This window comes from Candidatus Nitrosopumilus sp. bin_6a, assembly GCF_054095695.1.
Genome location: NZ_JBSWSR010000005.1, coordinates 106,972 through 124,438, shown reverse-complemented (window position 1 = coordinate 124,438; position 17,467 = coordinate 106,972). Strand labels below are relative to the sequence as shown.

30 protein-coding genes are annotated in these 17,467 nt (G+C 33.2%); 17 read left to right on the top strand and 13 right to left on the bottom strand.

Annotated elements, in window-relative coordinates:
* Position 1: 1 nt before the first annotated feature.
* The 9 genes from ACW9XA_RS06480 to ACW9XA_RS06440 form a co-directional block, all read right to left on the bottom strand.
* Complete coding sequence (locus ACW9XA_RS06480) at positions 2-526, bottom strand: hypothetical protein (protein WP_457763552.1); 525 nt, start codon at positions 524-526, stop codon at positions 2-4.
* Positions 526-3,177, bottom strand: a complete 2,652-nt coding sequence (locus tag ACW9XA_RS06475) for a DEAD/DEAH box helicase family protein (protein ID WP_457763551.1) — start codon at positions 3,175-3,177, stop codon at positions 526-528. Before ACW9XA_RS06475 ends, ACW9XA_RS06480 begins: the two co-directional genes overlap by 1 nt.
* 69 nt (positions 3,178-3,246) lie before the next feature.
* On the bottom strand, positions 3,247-4,407 hold the full coding sequence (locus ACW9XA_RS06470; protein ID WP_457763550.1) for an integrase repeat-containing protein: 1,161 nt from the start codon (positions 4,405-4,407) through the stop codon (positions 3,247-3,249).
* Positions 4,404-5,558 carry an integrase repeat-containing protein gene (locus tag ACW9XA_RS06465; RefSeq protein ID WP_457763549.1) on the bottom strand — a complete coding sequence of 385 codons (1,155 nt, stop codon included), beginning with the start codon at positions 5,556-5,558 and terminating at the stop codon, positions 4,404-4,406. The genes ACW9XA_RS06470 and ACW9XA_RS06465 overlap by 4 nt, the downstream gene beginning before the upstream one ends.
* A gap of 143 nt (positions 5,559-5,701) precedes the next feature.
* Positions 5,702-6,007: a DUF7220 family protein gene (locus ACW9XA_RS06460; protein WP_457763548.1), complete on the bottom strand. Its 306-nt coding sequence runs from the start codon at positions 6,005-6,007 to the stop codon at positions 5,702-5,704.
* Entirely contained in the window at positions 5,997-6,383 is a 387-nt protein-coding gene (locus tag ACW9XA_RS06455; RefSeq protein WP_457763547.1) for a hypothetical protein, read from the bottom strand. The genes ACW9XA_RS06460 and ACW9XA_RS06455 overlap by 11 nt, the downstream gene beginning before the upstream one ends.
* A complete protein-coding gene (locus ACW9XA_RS06450) occupies positions 6,380-6,604 on the bottom strand; it encodes a hypothetical protein (RefSeq protein ID WP_457763546.1) in 225 nt (74 codons plus the stop codon). The genes ACW9XA_RS06455 and ACW9XA_RS06450 overlap by 4 nt, the downstream gene beginning before the upstream one ends.
* Before the next feature lie 88 nt (positions 6,605-6,692).
* Positions 6,693-6,854 carry a hypothetical protein gene (locus ACW9XA_RS06445; protein ID WP_457763545.1) on the bottom strand — a complete coding sequence of 54 codons (162 nt, stop codon included), beginning with the start codon at positions 6,852-6,854 and terminating at the stop codon, positions 6,693-6,695.
* A gap of 1 nt (position 6,855) precedes the next feature.
* Complete coding sequence (locus ACW9XA_RS06440) at positions 6,856-7,275, bottom strand: PIN domain-containing protein (protein ID WP_457763544.1); 420 nt, start codon at positions 7,273-7,275, stop codon at positions 6,856-6,858.
* A 64-nt stretch (positions 7,276-7,339) separates the two neighbouring features.
* Between ACW9XA_RS06440 and ACW9XA_RS06435 the strand changes: the two genes are divergently transcribed.
* A complete protein-coding gene (locus ACW9XA_RS06435; protein WP_457763543.1) occupies positions 7,340-8,086 on the top strand; it encodes an HFX_2341 family transcriptional regulator domain-containing protein in 747 nt (248 codons plus the stop codon).
* Positions 8,087-8,088: 2 nt separating this feature from the next.
* Here the strand turns inward: ACW9XA_RS06435 and ACW9XA_RS06430 are convergent, their stop codons facing one another.
* The gene (locus tag ACW9XA_RS06430) at positions 8,089-9,405 is read right to left on the bottom strand and encodes a restriction endonuclease (protein ID WP_457763542.1); all 1,317 of its coding nucleotides are present in this window, start codon (positions 9,403-9,405) and stop codon (positions 8,089-8,091) included.
* 39 nt (positions 9,406-9,444) lie between these two features.
* Positions 9,445-9,996: a ribonuclease H-like domain-containing protein gene (locus tag ACW9XA_RS06425; protein WP_457763541.1), complete on the bottom strand. Its 552-nt coding sequence runs from the start codon at positions 9,994-9,996 to the stop codon at positions 9,445-9,447.
* Positions 9,997-10,107: 111 nt separating this feature from the next.
* Between ACW9XA_RS06425 and ACW9XA_RS06420 the strand changes: the two genes are divergently transcribed.
* The 13 genes from ACW9XA_RS06420 (at position 10,108) to ACW9XA_RS06360 (ending at position 14,503) form a co-directional block, all read left to right on the top strand.
* Entirely contained in the window at positions 10,108-10,230 is a 123-nt protein-coding gene (locus tag ACW9XA_RS06420) for a hypothetical protein (protein WP_457763540.1), read from the top strand.
* Positions 10,231-10,440 (top strand): hypothetical protein, encoded by a 210-nt coding sequence (locus ACW9XA_RS06415; RefSeq protein WP_457763539.1) that lies wholly within the window; start codon positions 10,231-10,233, stop codon positions 10,438-10,440. It abuts the gene before it with no gap.
* Positions 10,437-10,610, top strand: coding sequence for a hypothetical protein (locus ACW9XA_RS06410; RefSeq protein ID WP_457763538.1), 174 nt, complete (start codon positions 10,437-10,439; stop codon positions 10,608-10,610). The genes ACW9XA_RS06415 and ACW9XA_RS06410 overlap by 4 nt, the downstream gene beginning before the upstream one ends.
* Positions 10,603-10,974 (top strand): hypothetical protein, encoded by a 372-nt coding sequence (locus tag ACW9XA_RS06405; RefSeq protein WP_457763537.1) that lies wholly within the window; start codon positions 10,603-10,605, stop codon positions 10,972-10,974. The genes ACW9XA_RS06410 and ACW9XA_RS06405 overlap by 8 nt, the downstream gene beginning before the upstream one ends.
* Complete coding sequence (locus ACW9XA_RS06400) at positions 10,971-11,195, top strand: hypothetical protein (RefSeq protein ID WP_457763536.1); 225 nt, start codon at positions 10,971-10,973, stop codon at positions 11,193-11,195. Before ACW9XA_RS06405 ends, ACW9XA_RS06400 begins: the two co-directional genes overlap by 4 nt.
* Positions 11,192-11,632: a hypothetical protein gene (locus ACW9XA_RS06395; protein ID WP_457763535.1), complete on the top strand. Its 441-nt coding sequence runs from the start codon at positions 11,192-11,194 to the stop codon at positions 11,630-11,632. The genes ACW9XA_RS06400 and ACW9XA_RS06395 overlap by 4 nt, the downstream gene beginning before the upstream one ends.
* On the top strand, positions 11,629-12,453 hold the full coding sequence (locus ACW9XA_RS06390) for a tetratricopeptide repeat protein (RefSeq protein ID WP_457763534.1): 825 nt from the start codon (positions 11,629-11,631) through the stop codon (positions 12,451-12,453). Before ACW9XA_RS06395 ends, ACW9XA_RS06390 begins: the two co-directional genes overlap by 4 nt.
* Positions 12,450-12,647, top strand: a complete 198-nt coding sequence (locus ACW9XA_RS06385) for a hypothetical protein (RefSeq protein ID WP_457763533.1) — start codon at positions 12,450-12,452, stop codon at positions 12,645-12,647. Before ACW9XA_RS06390 ends, ACW9XA_RS06385 begins: the two co-directional genes overlap by 4 nt.
* On the top strand, positions 12,644-13,120 hold the full coding sequence (locus ACW9XA_RS06380; RefSeq protein ID WP_457763532.1) for a hypothetical protein: 477 nt from the start codon (positions 12,644-12,646) through the stop codon (positions 13,118-13,120). Before ACW9XA_RS06385 ends, ACW9XA_RS06380 begins: the two co-directional genes overlap by 4 nt.
* Complete coding sequence (locus ACW9XA_RS06375) at positions 13,117-13,314, top strand: hypothetical protein (RefSeq protein WP_457763531.1); 198 nt, start codon at positions 13,117-13,119, stop codon at positions 13,312-13,314. The genes ACW9XA_RS06380 and ACW9XA_RS06375 overlap by 4 nt, the downstream gene beginning before the upstream one ends.
* Positions 13,307-13,504, top strand: coding sequence for a hypothetical protein (locus ACW9XA_RS06370; RefSeq protein WP_457763530.1), 198 nt, complete (start codon positions 13,307-13,309; stop codon positions 13,502-13,504). The genes ACW9XA_RS06375 and ACW9XA_RS06370 overlap by 8 nt, the downstream gene beginning before the upstream one ends.
* Before the next feature lie 2 nt (positions 13,505-13,506).
* Positions 13,507-13,653, top strand: coding sequence for a hypothetical protein (locus ACW9XA_RS06365; protein ID WP_457763529.1), 147 nt, complete (start codon positions 13,507-13,509; stop codon positions 13,651-13,653).
* Between the two features lie 298 nt (positions 13,654-13,951).
* On the top strand, positions 13,952-14,503 hold the full coding sequence (locus ACW9XA_RS06360) for a hypothetical protein (protein ID WP_457763528.1): 552 nt from the start codon (positions 13,952-13,954) through the stop codon (positions 14,501-14,503).
* 78 nt (positions 14,504-14,581) lie between these two features.
* Here the strand turns inward: ACW9XA_RS06360 and ACW9XA_RS06355 are convergent, their stop codons facing one another.
* On the bottom strand, positions 14,582-15,127 hold the full coding sequence (locus tag ACW9XA_RS06355) for a hypothetical protein (RefSeq protein WP_457763527.1): 546 nt from the start codon (positions 15,125-15,127) through the stop codon (positions 14,582-14,584).
* 97 nt (positions 15,128-15,224) lie between these two features.
* Between ACW9XA_RS06355 and ACW9XA_RS06350 the strand changes: the two genes are divergently transcribed.
* The 3 genes from ACW9XA_RS06350 to ACW9XA_RS06340 all read left to right on the top strand — a co-directional run bounded on the left by ACW9XA_RS06350 (position 15,225) and on the right by ACW9XA_RS06340 (position 16,335).
* Positions 15,225-15,629, top strand: coding sequence for a hypothetical protein (locus ACW9XA_RS06350; RefSeq protein ID WP_457763526.1), 405 nt, complete (start codon positions 15,225-15,227; stop codon positions 15,627-15,629).
* Positions 15,630-15,732: 103 nt separating this feature from the next.
* Complete coding sequence (locus ACW9XA_RS06345) at positions 15,733-16,137, top strand: hypothetical protein (protein WP_457763525.1); 405 nt, start codon at positions 15,733-15,735, stop codon at positions 16,135-16,137.
* A 42-nt stretch (positions 16,138-16,179) separates the two neighbouring features.
* On the top strand, positions 16,180-16,335 hold the full coding sequence (locus ACW9XA_RS06340) for a hypothetical protein (protein WP_457763524.1): 156 nt from the start codon (positions 16,180-16,182) through the stop codon (positions 16,333-16,335).
* Between the two features lie 16 nt (positions 16,336-16,351).
* Here the strand turns inward: ACW9XA_RS06340 and ACW9XA_RS06335 are convergent, their stop codons facing one another.
* Complete coding sequence (locus tag ACW9XA_RS06335; RefSeq protein WP_457763523.1) at positions 16,352-17,467, bottom strand: plastocyanin/azurin family copper-binding protein; 1,116 nt, start codon at positions 17,465-17,467, stop codon at positions 16,352-16,354.

Genomic DNA, 17,467 nt, shown 5'->3' with positions numbered 1-17,467 from the left:
CCTAATTACCGCCTGATTTCTTCTTTTTGTAGTATGAGCTGGGATTAGATGGAATATTGTCTGGCTTTTTACCTGATTTAACAAATTCAGACCAATCAGAAGAATTTTTCAGATTATGCTGTTTTGCTAGTTCTCGAACTTTATTTCTAGCCTCATTAAACGGAAGATATCCTGTTTTTGAAAACTCTGTATGACGTGATATTGCTGAATTAATTTTATCAATAATTATTGGTTTTTCAAAGTATGTCATATTTAGAACCAGTGAAAAAACATCTCCCTTTTTAGTTACTACACCATTATCTACCAAAACTCTGTACACTGGGACTGTTCGATAAAAACTAATGTCTCTTTCTGAATTATTTTGTTTCCATAATTCTTCTGCAATCTGTTGTCGAGTTTGACTACCCTTGAGTAACAATAATTTGATCATTACAAGTTGATAATTTCCAACAAATCGTTTTCTTTGAAGTTGAGTTTGAATAAATTTAATCATTTTTTCATATGTGTCTACAGGGGTTTTTACCATTAGTATTCAGATGTTTCTTTTTTTCTTGCTTCAATGAATGTAAATGGCCCGATTTCCTCATCTTTGTATATTTCAAAGTTGAGTTTTTTGATTTCATCTCTAATACTTTCAAGCCTAGAAGATAACGATTTTGTAGTTTCAGAAATAAACAACAACCCACTTTCATTTAGACATCTTGATGCTTCTATTAGATTGTCTTGCCAATTTTTACCCATTAAAGATAATGAAAATAATGCGACATCTAGACCTCCTTTCTTGATATATTCCGAAACATCTGTCATATCACATGAAATTACATGTGAATCAATTGAAACATGATCAAGATTAATTACTCTACTACCAATGGATTCAGCAACCTTTGCTTCTCCACAACCAAAGTCACCTATAATAAAACGATCAGATAGTTTTTTGATTCTTTTAATCCATTCATCAAATGGAATGACTCTCCAATTCTTTCGCTCTTCTCTATAATTTCTATGATATTCATGCCATTCCTCAGGATTTGTCAATAACCTCTGATGAGTGGTAGATGTTCTTTCAGTATTGATTTTCTGATTTTGTTTTGTAAAATCACCGTATCGAGATTGTCTCTTTTTGATTTCTGTAGGTAAGAGAATTCTATTCAGATCACGCCTAGTAATACATGAGATTTCGCCTTTTTCTAGGCGTGCAAGCCAACTTATTGCTTCCTTTGATGCTTTAGAAGCAGAAATGAGATTCTTTTCAGGGAGTAAACCATCAACTGCACAATCTGCCAAAGTACGTTTGAATTTAAGACGATTTAATTTCATTTCATCATATGCATATCCACCAATGCTTGCCTTGATGTGGTGTATGTTGACTTTATTTTTCCCCTGACCAGTTCTTACAATTCTACCAATAATTTGTTGGTATAATGCATGAGTCCATGGTAAAGTATTGAAAATCAAATTTGTACATACTGATTGTAATCCATCAACACCAGTAGAAATCGGCCTTGATGCAATTAGTACCTGGAATTTTTTATCAAGGAATCTCTGGAGGCCTGTATGATCATCTCCTGTGTAAAAACCATAACTATAATTTTTTTCTTTTACTGCTTCTGCAATTTTTTCAAGTATTGTTGGTTTCCCTGGAATAGCAGTTCCGACATATTCACTGTAAATAATAGTTGGACCATCAATTCTTTTTACGATTTCAGGTATTCTTGCATCTGTTAGATACTGTTCAATTGCTAATGGTCTAGAGTTGAGCTCTGCAAGACTTGTACCTGTAGGTCTTTCTGCTTCAACTTCCACAACATTTTCAGCAACTGTGATTTGGTAATTTGGTTTGTGTCTGATAGAATTTAATGTAATTTTTTCATATAATGTAACAGCGTTAGGAACAGTTGGTCGTGTAGAAATATCATCATAAATTTTCCCACTCATCAATTCCAATAATGATTTTCCTTCATGAATATTGTTTACAACCGGCGTTGCAGACAACCCCAACACTTTGAGATTTGGATTTTTCTTTCGTGCTAATGTCAATAAAAATTCCAACACTTCTCGTCTCTTTGATTTTGATTTTTCTGTATCATTTGTTACTTTGGAGAAATGAATCTCATCAAGAACAATAAAATCGATTTTTTGTTTTCCTAAAAGATACACATCATCTCGAGAAGACTCTTGATTTAGTTTATCGTAGTTAATCACCCAATATTGGTGCCTAGAATCATCTCTTTTTGCAGAAAATACGTCCTTGTGTGTAGTTACATGTGAATCAGAAAAAATTTGCTCTGCATTTTTCTTCCAATGTGATACAACATCATTTGGACAAACAATTAGAGTTACTTTGCTATCAATCATACGACTTGCAAGGATGGCTGAGAGAGTTTTCCCTGCACCTGTACCTGAAAAATTTCCAAAATATGGTAGTTGTTTTATTTTATATGCAACATATTTTTGCATTAAAAATGGCTCTACAAGTTTTTTACCATCGCTGAAAATATAATTTTCAGGAATTTTTAGATTTTTTGAGTTTTCATAATCTTCCAGAAAAGTCTTGATTACTAAATTTCTGTATTTGTTGTCTTTCTTTTCAATATTTTTTAATTGAGTAATTGTTTTTTCTGGTTCCAAAAATGCATCTTTCCATAATTGATTAATTGAATATGCAACATAGAACTGAATTGCTTCCTCATCAACTGAAATGGAATCAAGAATTTCAGTTGTAGATAAAATTTGTTCAATTGGAGTAATTACATCGGAATCTAAAGTTGTATTATCATCAATTAAATTTGCAAGTTCTTCTGATGTTGCTGTACCAATTTCTGATTCTACAATTTCTGCATCAGGATCTATTTCATCAGGAGAATATCGTGAAATGTCTGGGGGGATTTCAGATTCTGAATTTGCATAATCTTCTATTGCTTCAAGACCTGCTTTTGTTTTACTTGCTTTGGCCAGATTATTTAGAAAATCTAAGTGTCTGTTTCCATTAAGATTTAGGACTCCTTTTCGTAAAAGAAATGAATACAAAACTGCCTCATCCCATTGATAGATGACTTTACTGTCAATTAGTGAACGAAGTAGTTCTTTAACTGCTCTAGGAGAACCTACTGGTGCTTCTGTGCCTAGCCAATCATAGATATCTACCCATGATTCACTTTCTTCAGAATTTTTAGTCAATGGTAAGGCAATGTTATGCTTGTATTAATCTCATAAGTTTGATTTTCATTTTTTCTTTTTGATCAAAATTTACCTATGTGTACCTATCCAGTCTTTAACACCTTTCCAATCTTTTTTGTAAGTAATATTTGGACTAGATGGTATGTCATCTGGTTTTTTACCTGATTTGCAGTATTTTCTCCATTCAGTAAAGCTTTTCAATTTTAGTGAACGTGCAAACTGTCTTGCAGATTCAAATGAACTGAATTCTTTGTTGAAATTTGCAATTGTTCCACTTGCTAAAAAGTCCCCCCAACCATTCCAATCTTTTTTGTAACTATTTTTTGGAGCAGTTGGTATATCTTCTGGTTTTTTACCTAATTTACAATACTCTTTCCATTCAGTTTCACTATCCAATCCCAAATTCCTTACAAATTTTCTTGCAGATTTAAAATCTCTAAATTTTCTTATAGTTTTTTTTTCTACACGATTTTTTGCATATACTTTTTCTGGACTTTGAGGTATGTTTTTTGGAATACGTCCTTTCTTTACGGCATCTTTCCAATCATCCCATTTCTTAATATTGTATTTCTTTGCTAACTTTCTTACTTCCTCTCTTGCCTCTTTGAATGTAAGATAGTTTTCAGATATTTTTTTAGTACCTAGATTTCCAGTACCTAACCAATCACCATAATTTATCCATCCTTTTTTGAAAAATGTTTGTCTAGGATCTGCAGGTATGTCGTCTGGTTTTTTACCTGATTTAGCATACTCCCGCCATTCTTTTTGTCCATTCAATCCTAAACTATGCACAAATTTCCTTGCATCTTCTAACTTTCTATACTCTCTGGTATTGTCTGAAACTTTTCCAGTTCCTAACCAATCACCCCACGAAATCCATTTCTCATAAACTTGTTGAGGATTAGAAGGAATATTTTTTGGTTTATTGTCTGATTTACAAAATCGTCTCCAGTCACTTGCACTTGTAAAATTTAATGAATTTACAATACTTCTTGCATCTTCTAACGAAAGAAATTTTTTAGAGGAAACTGTATTTGCTATACTTCCTGTACCTAAGAAATCCCCCCAACCAATCCATCCTTTATTTTTGTAATGTCTATTTGCAGATGTAGGGATATCTTGAGGTTTCTTTTCTGTTTTACAAAAAGCAAACCATTCTCCTTGATTCTTAAAATTTAATTTTCTCACATATGTCCTTGCATCTTCAAAATTCCTAAATTCTTTCTTCATTTCTTTGTCCTCTTTTTTGAATAGGCTTGCTCTGGATGTAATGGAATGTTACTGGGGATTTTTCCTTCAGCGTATGCTATTTCCCAATCCTTCCAGTTTTTTATATTGTATTTTTTTGCCAATTCTTTTACCATAGTTTTTGCATCTGTGAAAGGTAAGTATTTTTTAGATTTTTCAATTGAAGATATTGTTCCAGTACCCAAAAAGTCGCCCCAACCTTTCCAACCTTTGTTTTTGTATACTGCATTTGGATTTCTAGGTATGTTTTTGGGGTTTTTATCTAATTTACAAAACTCCATCCATTTTTCACCATTCTTAAAATTCAAAGAAATTGCAAATTTTTTTGCATCCTCAAACGAACAAAATTGTTTATTCATACTGGCGATATTCCCAGTTCCTAAAAAATCCCCCCAACCTTTCCAACCTTTGTTTTTGTATACTCCATTTGGATTTGCAGGTATGTTTTTGGGTTTTTTCTTTGATTGTACAAATTTTTTCCATTCTCGACCTGTCTTCAAATTTAATGATTGTGCAAATTTTTTTGCAATATCATATGACGAATATTCTCTATAAGTTCCTCCCAAAAATTTCTGCCAACCCTCCCATTTGTTTTTGTATGCCAAATTTGGTGCTCTGGGAATCTTATCTGGAATGTTATTTGTTTGAATAAATTTTTTCCAATCTGAACCTGTATCTAAATCAAATTTTTTTACAAATTCTCTTGCATCTTCATAAGACAAAAACTGTGATGACATATCTTTACCGGACATATTTTTTGTACCAAGCCAATCTCCCCAACCAATCCATCCTTTGTTTTTGTAAGTTTTGTAAGGTACAGATGGAATATTTTTTGGTTTGTTATCTGATTTACAATATGCTCTCCATTCATTAGCACTTGAAATATTTAATTTTTTTACAAATTTTCGTGCATCTTCAAACTTTAGATAATCCCTAAAATTTGTAGCAATTTTGTTTGTTCCCAAAAAGTCTCCCCAACTGATCCACTCTTTCTTGTATTTTTGATCAGGTGCTCTGGGAATATCTTTGGGAATTGTATTATCTTTACAATACTTTTGCCATTGCTTGTATGATTTTAATTCTAAAGATTGAGCAAACTTTCGTGCATCTTCAAAACTTCTATACTTCTTCATTTTTCAATAAAAATAGGAAAATCTTGATTTTAAAGACATTGATTAATTCTTAAAAATGGAAACCTTTTTAGCTGATTTTATCTATAATGATACTATGAGCGCCATTAAAGGCGACATTATGGTATCTGGTAAAGTGTTAAACGTTACCTAAACAATTTAGAAGGTAAATTCCTCAACTTTCCAATTCCCTTTATTCCTAATCGAATGAAATTATCATCAATCCCAAATCGCTCAAAGATTCTTCGATAAAAATAACTTCTACCAAAGGAAACAGTAGCATATACTGCAGTAATTGCAATATTTGCAGTAAATGGGTCCTCTTGAATCCAACCAACAGATAGTGGTAAAATCATTATTCCCAAGCCATAACCTATGGGATAACTGCCAAAGGAATTGACAAATGCCTCAGACATACTTTTTGAGTGAGTATCTTTAGATTTAGATATCAAAATCAAAATCTCCTTTCTTGTGTTTCAAATTATATTCTAAATTACCTATAGCAAAGTTTACTCGCTCATAACCATAAAGTAGAGTGTGGAGAATCTGTTGTTTTTGAGTAATATCATCAGCAATACCATGGTAACGCCATAACAAATCAATCACTCTTTGAATCCCAACTATGGTCTCCAGGTGGTGTTCCCGAATATTTTTTGAGACGAATCTATTTTTAGCATCCTTGTTTGAAAAAGATTGTTTTGTTTTCTGAGACCACTCTATCTCTTTGATCAGATTTCCATCATCGTCAAAAATTGATTGTAAAATAAATTTGGCATTTGATTCATCTACTGTATTGTAATCTTCATCAAAATATTCAGTCTTTATCATCTCATCTTCTCCCGAATATCATCTGAATACTCTTTCATTGATTCATTTGGCTCATCATATTCTGCATGTTCATCATAGATTATTTCCTCAGCAGGTGCAACTGCGGACTGGATGATTCCTGGGAGATAATACAAAACGACTAGTGCCACACTGATCAAAGGATTTACAAATCCCAATCCAATTGTCAACATCCAAAACAATACTTTGTGTATAGAATTCATTGATCATAGACCTCCTCAATGTTATATCCCTGATCATAATCAAAAGAATCATCAGCATCAGATGATTCAGGTTTTTTCTTTTTTCTAATCATTTTTTAATCTCCTTTTGAAATAGTTCATAATATTTTGTAATTTTTTCTAGGTCTACAAATCTAAACAAGGCATAATTGTTGTGATCATTTTTCTCCCTTACCATCAATCCAAATTGGGCTTCCATTTCATCAAGGTCCAATTTTTCAAGGTCAATCATATCAAATTCCCCCTACCATTGATGGATGAAATGCTGCGACTCCAACAAACGAACATGCTTTGAGAAGCATCCTATCAAAAGTGACTAGAACAAAGTCTTTTGCTTGGCACAAACTCAAGATTTTGTTATCGCCATTGTGACAAATTTGAAATTGTTCAGTTATTTGCTCAGCAGATAAAACATCAGAGGATTCAATTTTAGATAATTCTATTTTTCGTCCTAGAAGATGAGATAATTTTGCAATTATTTTCTCTGAAGAATAACCACGTACTCGCTTCACCTCACCTAATACGACATCACAGAGGATGATTTTAACGGATTTACCTCTAAGACGGGCTTTGAGTCCAGAGGCGACTTTGGGTTTCTCCATGATATCGATTACGACACAGGAGTCAAGTGCTATGCTTTGTGTTTGATTCATAGGATAACTTGGGCATGGGAATTATTATATAACATCACAATAGTATGCATACTATAGATACTAAATGACCAATCTAGCCACATTTCGAGTACACATTGCCCCTTTAGGCTTTGAAGTAGACAGGATTACCATTCCCCTCAAGCAGACAAAGGCTGACAAATTGTGGTTGTTGGCACACGATAATCGATCAGATGATCTATCTGCCCCATATCTGGAGAAAATAAAAAAAGAATGCAAAAAACTCGGAGTGGAAGTAAAGATTGCATACTCAGACAGACTAAGCATATTCAAAGCAATAAAATCAATCAAAGATATCATTGAAGAAGAGAAAAACAATTACATCTATGTCAATGTAGCATCAGGGAGTAAAATTCAAGCAATTGCATGCATGATGGCATGTATGGTTTTAAAAAATTGTGATAATCTAAAACCGTTTTATGCACAACCTGAAAAGTATGCAGCCTTTGAGGGAAAGCAGCAGTCATTTGGCATTAAAGATACAATAGCACTTCCAACATATGAAATTCAGACACCAAAACCAAAACTACTTGCAGCCTTGAAAATTGTCTTTGAACAAAAAGGTCAAAAGATGACAAAAAAAGACATGGCAAAGATTGCAGAAGAGCAAGGAATCATTACAATTAATTCAGAGGAAAAAAATCATTCACAGGCAAGATTTGCAAGTCTTGATAAAAACATCATTGCACCACTAGAGAAAGAATGGAAGTTTATTGAAATTGAAAAGATTGGGAGAAACAGATGGATAAAAATTACTGAAGAAGGGCAGAACGCTGCAGAGTTTTTAATTTGATATTACCAATATTTAGTAATAAATCGATTTAATTGTTCGCCGTTAATTAATTCCACATTATTTGAAGTTGCTAAATCATATGCAGATTTTGTAAAATCACTAGTTGTAACTACCATACCTCTAGAGGCATGGTAAAATTTTAATGAACCAGTTATTTGTTGTACAGCTGAATTATTTACCTTTTCAGAATATCGTTTAGCCTGAACCGCAATTATTTCAGAATTTTTTTTAATGATTAAATCAGCACCTTGATCCCCAGAAGCCTTTGTAATTTCAACAGAATATCCCATTTTATCAAATAATGTGCCCAAAAAATGCTCAAATTGTATTCCATCCATTGAATTTACATCAGGAATACTATCATCAGAAAGATTTCTTTTGAATGAATTAATTTGCATTAATTTTTGTCGTTGCAATACATTACCCAATACATTACTTTTCCAAACAATTCCATCCTCTCTAAAAATTTGTATTAAAAGAGGCAACCTGGAATCTATTTTAGAATCAGTGATTTCTAAAAAGGCATCAATATAATTATCAAGAGATTTCGGATCATAATATTCATGAATTTTTGTCTTTAGATAATTTTTGTATCCAATAAAAGATTCCAAAATGCATGTTTGTTTTAGATAATAAGCGGAAATTTTCAGATGAGTTGGAGAAACATCATACTTTGTTCCAGTTAACGATAGAGGAGATGAGATATGTTGAATTTCATGAATAAGTAAATCCTTTAGTAAATCTAGTTCATCGAGATTAAAATTATCGGGCAAAAAGTATTTTTTTAAAAAATTCATCAGATGATCAAATGTATTAGTAGAGTCTAGAATATTGTATAAGATATAATATCCAAAAATATCTTCTGAAAAAACTTTTCTTTGAAATAATCCAAAATCCCCACTAGCACCAAATTCTTCCACAATTGTTTCTTTTTTTATTCTTGTTTTTTTCAAATTAACAATTTTATTTGGACGTACAGTAGGAAGTACCTTCATCCACATTTCATAAAAGATAGAATGGGATGCAATGATAAGATCTCTATAAAGTTCTGTTTCTTCATCAGAAAATTGTTTTGATTTTGAAGTATTTTGAACCAATATAGAAATATCTTTAGCACTCACGTAAGGATAAACATCTAGCGTAATTTTATCATTAACAGAATATACATCAAGATAATTTTTGACAAAATTATAAAACGGTTCCAAAAATAATTTGGATTCAGTTCCAGGAATTTTCATAAAATCTAATAGATCATAAGTAAAATGTGAATAAACCTCATTGATTTTTTCTTGTTCAGATTTACCAAATCCAAATACCATGTAAGAAAATCATAAAATCATCTATTAAATGTTGAAAGATTAATTTAATTCAGTTTCCCATTTGGTTCGTAATTCTGGCATCTCTTTGTGTAACCATTCATACCATTTGACAAATTCAGCAGTTTCATTTGTAATATAATTTTCAATCTCATCATATTTTTTTGCATCATACCACTCAATCAATGGAGAACCACTGTGTTTTTTTCCAGTAAGTTTGTCAAGACCAGATCCCTTAAACTCACCTTTATTCATTAAAATTCCAATACTTCTCAAATCAACGCAAGGTCTAGATAGAATTGATATTGGAAACAGATCATCATATCTGGAAGACTTTTCCAAAAGGAATTTGTGTTCAAATCCCAAATTATACCCGACTGGAACAAAATCAAATGAATATTTGGCAGTAATTGGAGAATCATCTATGAATTTTCGAAGCATCTCTTTTTCTCCCAATTCCCACTCTTTGAGGACAGTCAATTCACCTAGTTGCTTGCCTGTTCCACGCTCAAGTTCTGCATATTGAATCGTGATAATCTTGTTTTGGACCTCATCTAGTCCATTAGTCTCAATATCAAGATAGTATGTCCCCATACACGAATCCTGGAATTATGCGTATTTTACTATGATCCTCATACCTAACAGTATCTAAAGTATGCATACTATTGACATGGATCATAATAACACCAAACACGAATTCTATACATGAAACAAGAAAGCATAATTCAAAAAATCGAATTAAATTCTAGACCTTCTTTTTATCCTAGAATTATTCGAGAGTTCGAAGACGAACGAGACGAAGAACCAATGTTCTACGGAGGATACTAGATGGAAAAAAATGACATCAGAGAATCACTCGGAGACAGATTGGATGTTGTAGATATGGAATACGACATTAAGCGAATGCTAGGAGAGTTAAACTATCACAAGTCTAAAGCTAAAATTTTCGAGCAGACCATCAAAGCACGACAAGAGGAACTTGAAAAAATGTTGGAAATTCCAAAAAGCAATGTGGATAATGGAGAGATGTACCAATGAAGATTACAAAAATTCTTCCAAAACCATTTGCAATAGGATGGCAAGAGTATGATCTCAATAAAGTAGAATCATTATTAGAATATCACAGAACAATTGTTCAGAATTTGGAGCAACGGCTAGTTGACGGTCAAGAAGAACTGCAAAGACTAAGGAGAAAAAATAATGACTGAATTCAAACTTGAAGCGGTTCAAAAAGTAATTATTCAAGAAATCTCCCAAGATGATCTAGAAAATTTCCTATACATTTGTCGCATTAGCAACATACCAAATGCAATTTGGGTCGATGGAATGATCATATTACTAGTTACAGCACATGCCACAGAAAAAAATACTGAGCGATTCTTTGAAGGTAATAGGATTTATGAAAGAGTGATTTTTGTAAAATATCCAAAATATTCAAAGACTGCAAAAGGGAATGGTGGAAGTTACGAACTAGCATTAAGAAATTATATGAACATTCCACGGTTTAGAGAATTTGCAAAGTGGATTAAATCACAATCATGCTGGAATATTGAACCGGAGAAATTGAAATGATGAAAAGAAAATTCATTCTCAAGATTCTGAGTAAAGTCAATAGTGAAAATATTAGCCTCGGAATAGATTCATTCAACAAGGCAATTCAAGATTTTGGCGACTCTATGGATTCCATAACCAGGGAGTTCTCAGCAGACATTGAGAAATCAAATGGAGAATCCAGGATCAGAGAGGAAAAGAACAAGGAGAATCTAGACAAAATTTGGGGGAAAAGAAGATGAACCCTCATTTAAGATCAAACCAAACAATCCAGCAGGTAATTGAGAGCGAATTAGAAAGATGCGACGTGTTATCTGATGTGAGATATCAAGACATCACATATCACATGGATAACAGAGGCAAGACGGTGCATAGGAAAGAAAATGCGCAGATTGACTTTCTAAAAGCAATGAATGAGATGAAAAATTTGGACTGGAATTATGGGAATAATTACATTACTTTTGATAACAACAAGACTAGAGAATGCGTCCAGTTTATTCGCAAAGATAGAGACTGGTGGTATGCCGAAGTTCTAATTAATTCTGGACCAAATTGGGACGGATATGCATGGAGTTGCGATACAGAATCAAAACCAATAATGGATATGCTGAGATTGTTTTTTGAAGAGGTCCCATGGTTTGGGATGCTTTCCTGGAAGATGAGGAGGTTTAAGCATTGATTCCAGTTGAAATTGATTCAAAAAATGCACAAACATGGTCTGATATTGGAATTGAATTGTACAAAAAAAAGATGCACAAAGAAGCATTGCAATGTTTTGACAAATCACTAGTAATTAATCCAGAAAACTATAATGCATTAATTTTCAAATCAAGGATTTTGTTTGTTCAACAAAAGATCAGAGAAAGTGTTGTTTGTCTTGATAAAATTCTCAAAAAACATCCAAATTCAAGCGAGGTCTTGCATCTAAAGGGGACTCGCAATGCAGCATGGCTTGGAAATCTCAGAGTTGCAATTGAGTGTTTTAAAAAAGTCATCAAAAACAATCCAGAGCATTCCATGTCATCATACTGGCTTACTCAAGTGTTAACTGATTCTGGAAAATTTAAAGAAGCACTAAAAGTTGCAAACAAGCTACTAGAACTAAAGCCGGATTCAGAGCCTCTTAACTATTGTAAAATACACATTTTAGGGAATTTAGAAAGATTTGAAGAACAAATTTTTGCATGTGATTTGTGGCTAGAAAGAAAACCAAAAGACAAGGGAATCATGCATGCAAAGGCAAATGCACTTGCCAATTTGAAAAGATTCAGAGAAGCAGTAATTTGGTACGATAATGCTTGGAGAGACCACAAAAACTTCTACGGACTAGAAAACAAGGTACGAGCACTAGATGCAATAAAGACAGGAAAGGTATCAGATTTGCCTTTTACTTATCATAATGATGGGAAAAAATTCAATTTTTCAATTCTATACAATTCATGGGATGAAAAAAGAAAGGTTTGGAAAAAAAGACGTGAAATGGAGGGGACTGATCAATGATAAAATTATCATGTCCTGAATGTAAAAGCAATAGTGTTGCTTTGATATTTTATGGATATCCTGGAGACATTGACTGGTATCTCAAAGCAATAGACGAGAAAGAGATTGTTGGTGGGGGCTGTATAGTAACAGACCATGACCCAAAGTGGGAATGCAACAACTGCTATCACAGATGGGGAGAACGTGAAGAATGAACCAATGGAGTAGAGAGCAAATCATGAAAGGTCTAAGGGAATTAGTTTCTGAGATGAATTTTATTAAAAAATCTGAAGACTATGACGGTAAGAAAGGTGGCTTGTGGACTATTGGTACAGAGAGTGGCTGGATTTTCAAAGACATTCTGCCGTTTAACTACGAATTAGAATATGGTGAAATACTGGTATCTGAAGGTACACGCATAATTCCAAATCACAGTGGAATGAAAGTAAAAGAGATGTACATCTATGGAATACATCGAGAAATTTACAGTTGGCTTGAGGAACGTGGATGGTATCACGAATGGCGTGATTCTCAGACATTATTTTTCTGGAAATACACAGAAGACTCTGATAAAGAAATTAAAAAGAATCTTGAAAATTATCAAATCTATCTGGATACTCATGAAATAGATGGTATCGAAGGCGAGATAATCAAAAAGTTGAATGAAAAATTCAAGGGTGAAAAATGATCAAGCCATCATGTCCTGAATGTAAAAGCAATAGTGTTGCTGTGATATTTTACGGATATCCTGGAGACATTGACTGGTATCTCAAAGCAATAGACGAGAAAGAGATTGTCGGAGGTGGTTGTTTAGTAACAGACCATGATCCAAAGTGGGAATGCAATGATTGTCATCATACATGGGGAGAGCGAGATGAGTGATTTTCAAGCAGCATATGCATTTGTGGGGATTATTTCATTTGTTTTAGGAATTGCATTTTTCTTCATTGATGGAATGCTCATATGGTCAATTCTATTTTTCAGTCTAGCAATGATTCTAGTATTGATTAAAGTAACATGGAATATTGCAGGCTGGGCAGAAAACGTTACAAGAAAGTTAGGGGAAGACTAGTCATGGGTACTGACGAGATTCCACACATCGACAGTGTCAATGATTCGATAAAAATTCTGATTCAAGAAGTAAGATTGCTTAATCAAACCATGTCTGAAATCAAAAACAAACTAGATAAAATTGCAAATGACACCTACAGAATTCCGTAAATATTGATGGGAATTATTCAATATTAATGCCAATTATCAAATATTTCAAATTCAGAAACACCAATGCAGTTTATCATAATTACGCATGACTCAGAGATCTTTGAAGATTCTACAGTTGAGTAAATTTACAAGTTTGAATCATCTGAACAAGGAAGTAGTGTGACATTACTCAATTGATTCATAATCAATTGCTTGACATAGATTTTGGGTAAGGTAAACAATTATCACTAGGCAGTATAATTACCACTAGGAGGCATATTTATCACTAGGTTAAATATAATGAGGTAAGTATACTGTCATGAGTCAAACATACAACAGTTTCTTAGAAGAAATATACAGTGAGTTTCCTGCATTAGCAAACGCAAAACAAACAGATGTCACTGATCATAACATTCTATGGACATTAGAAGAATGGATGGATGCAGGACATGTCAGATACACTACTTCAAGAAAGGAACTATACAGAATCAGTATCTTACTTGAAAATTATGCAATAAAGCATAATGCACCACTGCTGGCAACGTTTGAAACAGAAAAGAGATTCAAATATGTTGAAGACAGATACGTAGAGATTCTAACGAAAATTCCAAAGGCATGGATTATTGGAAACTTTAACAATCCATTTTTGCAACCTCAACCACCAAAAGGCGCTGAAGTGATTAGTTGTGATGGAACAAACATTTCAGATATGTGGATAGTTGTCACCAAAGGTCCTAACGGTCCATTTGGATTAGTTGCAGAAGACATGGGAGATGGTCAGTTTTCAGGATTCTTCTCAATAAGTACACAAGTAATTCAAAAGGCAGTCAACATCATAAATCAAAATTTAAGATCACAAATCGTTTTTTAATAATGATTTTGATTGTCATACATATTTTTAAAAAAAACAATTCATTTTTAGAAATAGATTTTGTGAAAGAATTAAAGATTACTGTAATGTGAATTTTGTTCCTAAAATTTTACTCATCTTGTTAACAGCATGTCTACAGACATTTGGATTCAGTGTGAAAAATCCCTTAAATTTTCCGCTTTCATATTCTTCAGCTATCAAACCAAATGGCCCATATGGTCCTCTAGTTATTACACTCCAGACATCAATTAGACTGGTATCTTTGCAATTTATCACGTTAATTTTTGGAGGAGTATCTATCGTAGTTTTACCATAGTCTGCAACGACCGTAATTTGTGGAATTTGTTCAATCATTTTTTGGTATCTTTTTTCAACAAATTTGTATCGTGCAATTTTTTCAAAAGTAGCAAGTAATGGCTGATTATTCTTTTGAGCGTAATTTTCAATTAGTTTGCTGATATGGAATAATTGCTTTCTTTCTGCATGAAAATTGTGATAACCGGCTTCGATAAATTTGTCCAGACTCCACATTGAGAGAAGTGAAGGATCATCATCATGCCATTCTGCAAGCTGTGGAAAGTCTTCCCAAACTTCACCAACAAAACCAGCATATTTTCCCAGCATGATTGATATCAGTTAAAATAAGATATAAGTTAATCTTCTTTTCCAACAATTTAGAACTTTACAAATTGTTTTTATTCCCCAAAATTATATCATATTCATGGGAAGATATGAGAAAGTTCTCAACATGTTAATGGATTATGATGAATCCATTAGGCTTGCAATAATTAGTAACACATCAGGAGATATTTTATGGAATTCCAAAAGATCGGATGCAAAACTTAATGTCCCAATTGCTGAAACTAAAAAAGCTCTAAAACGTGAATCTGAAGACTGGGTAGATAGATGCAAGGCTGCAGATAGTACTGCACTTGGAGCACCACTATACCACATTACGTCTTTTGAGAAAACCAAGAGAGTGACACTTCCAATTGATGCATTTCACCTATTGTTTCTAAGTGTAGATAATACGCCTATGAAAAATACAAAAAAGAAAAGTTATGGACGAATGGTCGAAATGGGAAAAATATTATCCATAGTAGATTTTGTAAACACGTTTGAATAGAATTTTAATAGTTTTCAATCAAACTTTTAAATAATTTTAAATCAATTTTAACACTAGAAAAAGAATTTGGAATATTTATTAAGATAAATGGTTCATGTTATTTGTGGATAAATACGAAAAACTGCTTGACATGATTATGGATTTTGATGAAGCAGTTAGATTTGCAGCAGTGACTGACGAAAATGGTCAAATTTTATGGAATAGTCAAAGGACAGGATTGAAAAATATTGTTTCAGTGAGTGAAACCAAACAAACAATTTCCAGAGCTCTACATGCTTGGAAAGAAAATGCAGGATTTAAGAAGTATATTGGTTCAGGATTATATTCAATTGCATCTTATGAAAAAATTAAAAGAATCACAGTCCCTTTAGATAATGGTAAACTATTATTTTGCACTGTAAATAATGAACCACTAAAATCAGCCATCAATAGAAGAAAAAGCTATGGACATCTTGCAGACATGGGCAAAATTTTATCCATTGTGGATTTTATTAAATCCCAAAAATAAAAACTAGTTTAGTTTTTTACTGATAGTGTATCTTGAAAAATATTGAATGATTTCATTGCCACATGTAGAAAATGCAAATTTAAAATTGATATTCCAGACCAAGGTCCTTGCACAGATTTAGAATACATGGATTACATTCATGCATATGGAAAACAATGCAAATGTGGTAAAAATGATTGGCAATTAATTTCACCATAGAATTAATTGTAGAATTTTAATTTACTATAACTTTACCAGTCATCCAAGGATGAACCATACAAAAGTAATCATAAGTTCCTGCCTTGTCAAATGTAAATTCAAAAGTTCCACCTGCCATGAACAATCCAGAATCAAAAACTCCGGTTATTCCAGCAGTTACAGTTCCACTAGTTACTGTATGTGCTGCTGAATCATCATTAATCCAAGATACCGAAGAACCAGTTGGTATAGAAACTTCATAAGGCAAGTAACATTCGTTTGTTTCTTCACATCCAGGAACTGCAGAACCAACAGGAATTGAAACAATAGCACCAGATGGCAATAATTCTAGCACAGGTTCTAATACAGACTCAGATTCTGGTTCTTCTATTACAACCATTTCCTCAATTTCATTCACAGTGACTTTACCAGTCATCCAAGGATGAACCATACAAAAGTAATCATAAGTTCCTGCATTGTCAAATGTAAATTCAAAAGTTCCACCTGCCATGAACAACCCAGAATCAAACATACCATCATGCCCATCTGAAATAGTTCCACTAGTTACAGTGTGTGCAGCACTATCAGGATTATTCCATTGGACTACATCACCGACAAGAATTGTAATAGAATAAGGCAAGTAACATTCGTTTGTTTCTTCACATCCTGGTGTTCCAGAGCCTTCAGCAATGTTAACTGTATGAACACCAGTTGCAATAGGCATAGTCATTGTTGGCTCTGATTGTGCAATTATACATTCACCATCATAGTCAAATGTAATTCCAGATGATTCTAACATACACATATTTCCATATGTTTTTTCATCAACACCACATACTGGCACATATTCTTTTGTACAAGGTTTCATTACGGGTTCTGGGGTTGGTTCAACGCGAGGTATTACTTTAGGATCATCTACACCACATTCAAATCTATGAGCTAGTTCAACTCCTGCTGCATTAAGCATACACATATTTCCGTATGTTTTTCCATCAACTCCACACATAGGATCCCATTGTAATGTACAAGCAGTGACGTTTTCTTCAGAAACGGCTCTTGGCTCAATTATATAATTTGGATCTAGGGAAATGAATGTAATAGATATCGCAGCAAGAATTCCAACTGCAGCTATAATTCCATAAGAAAAATTCAT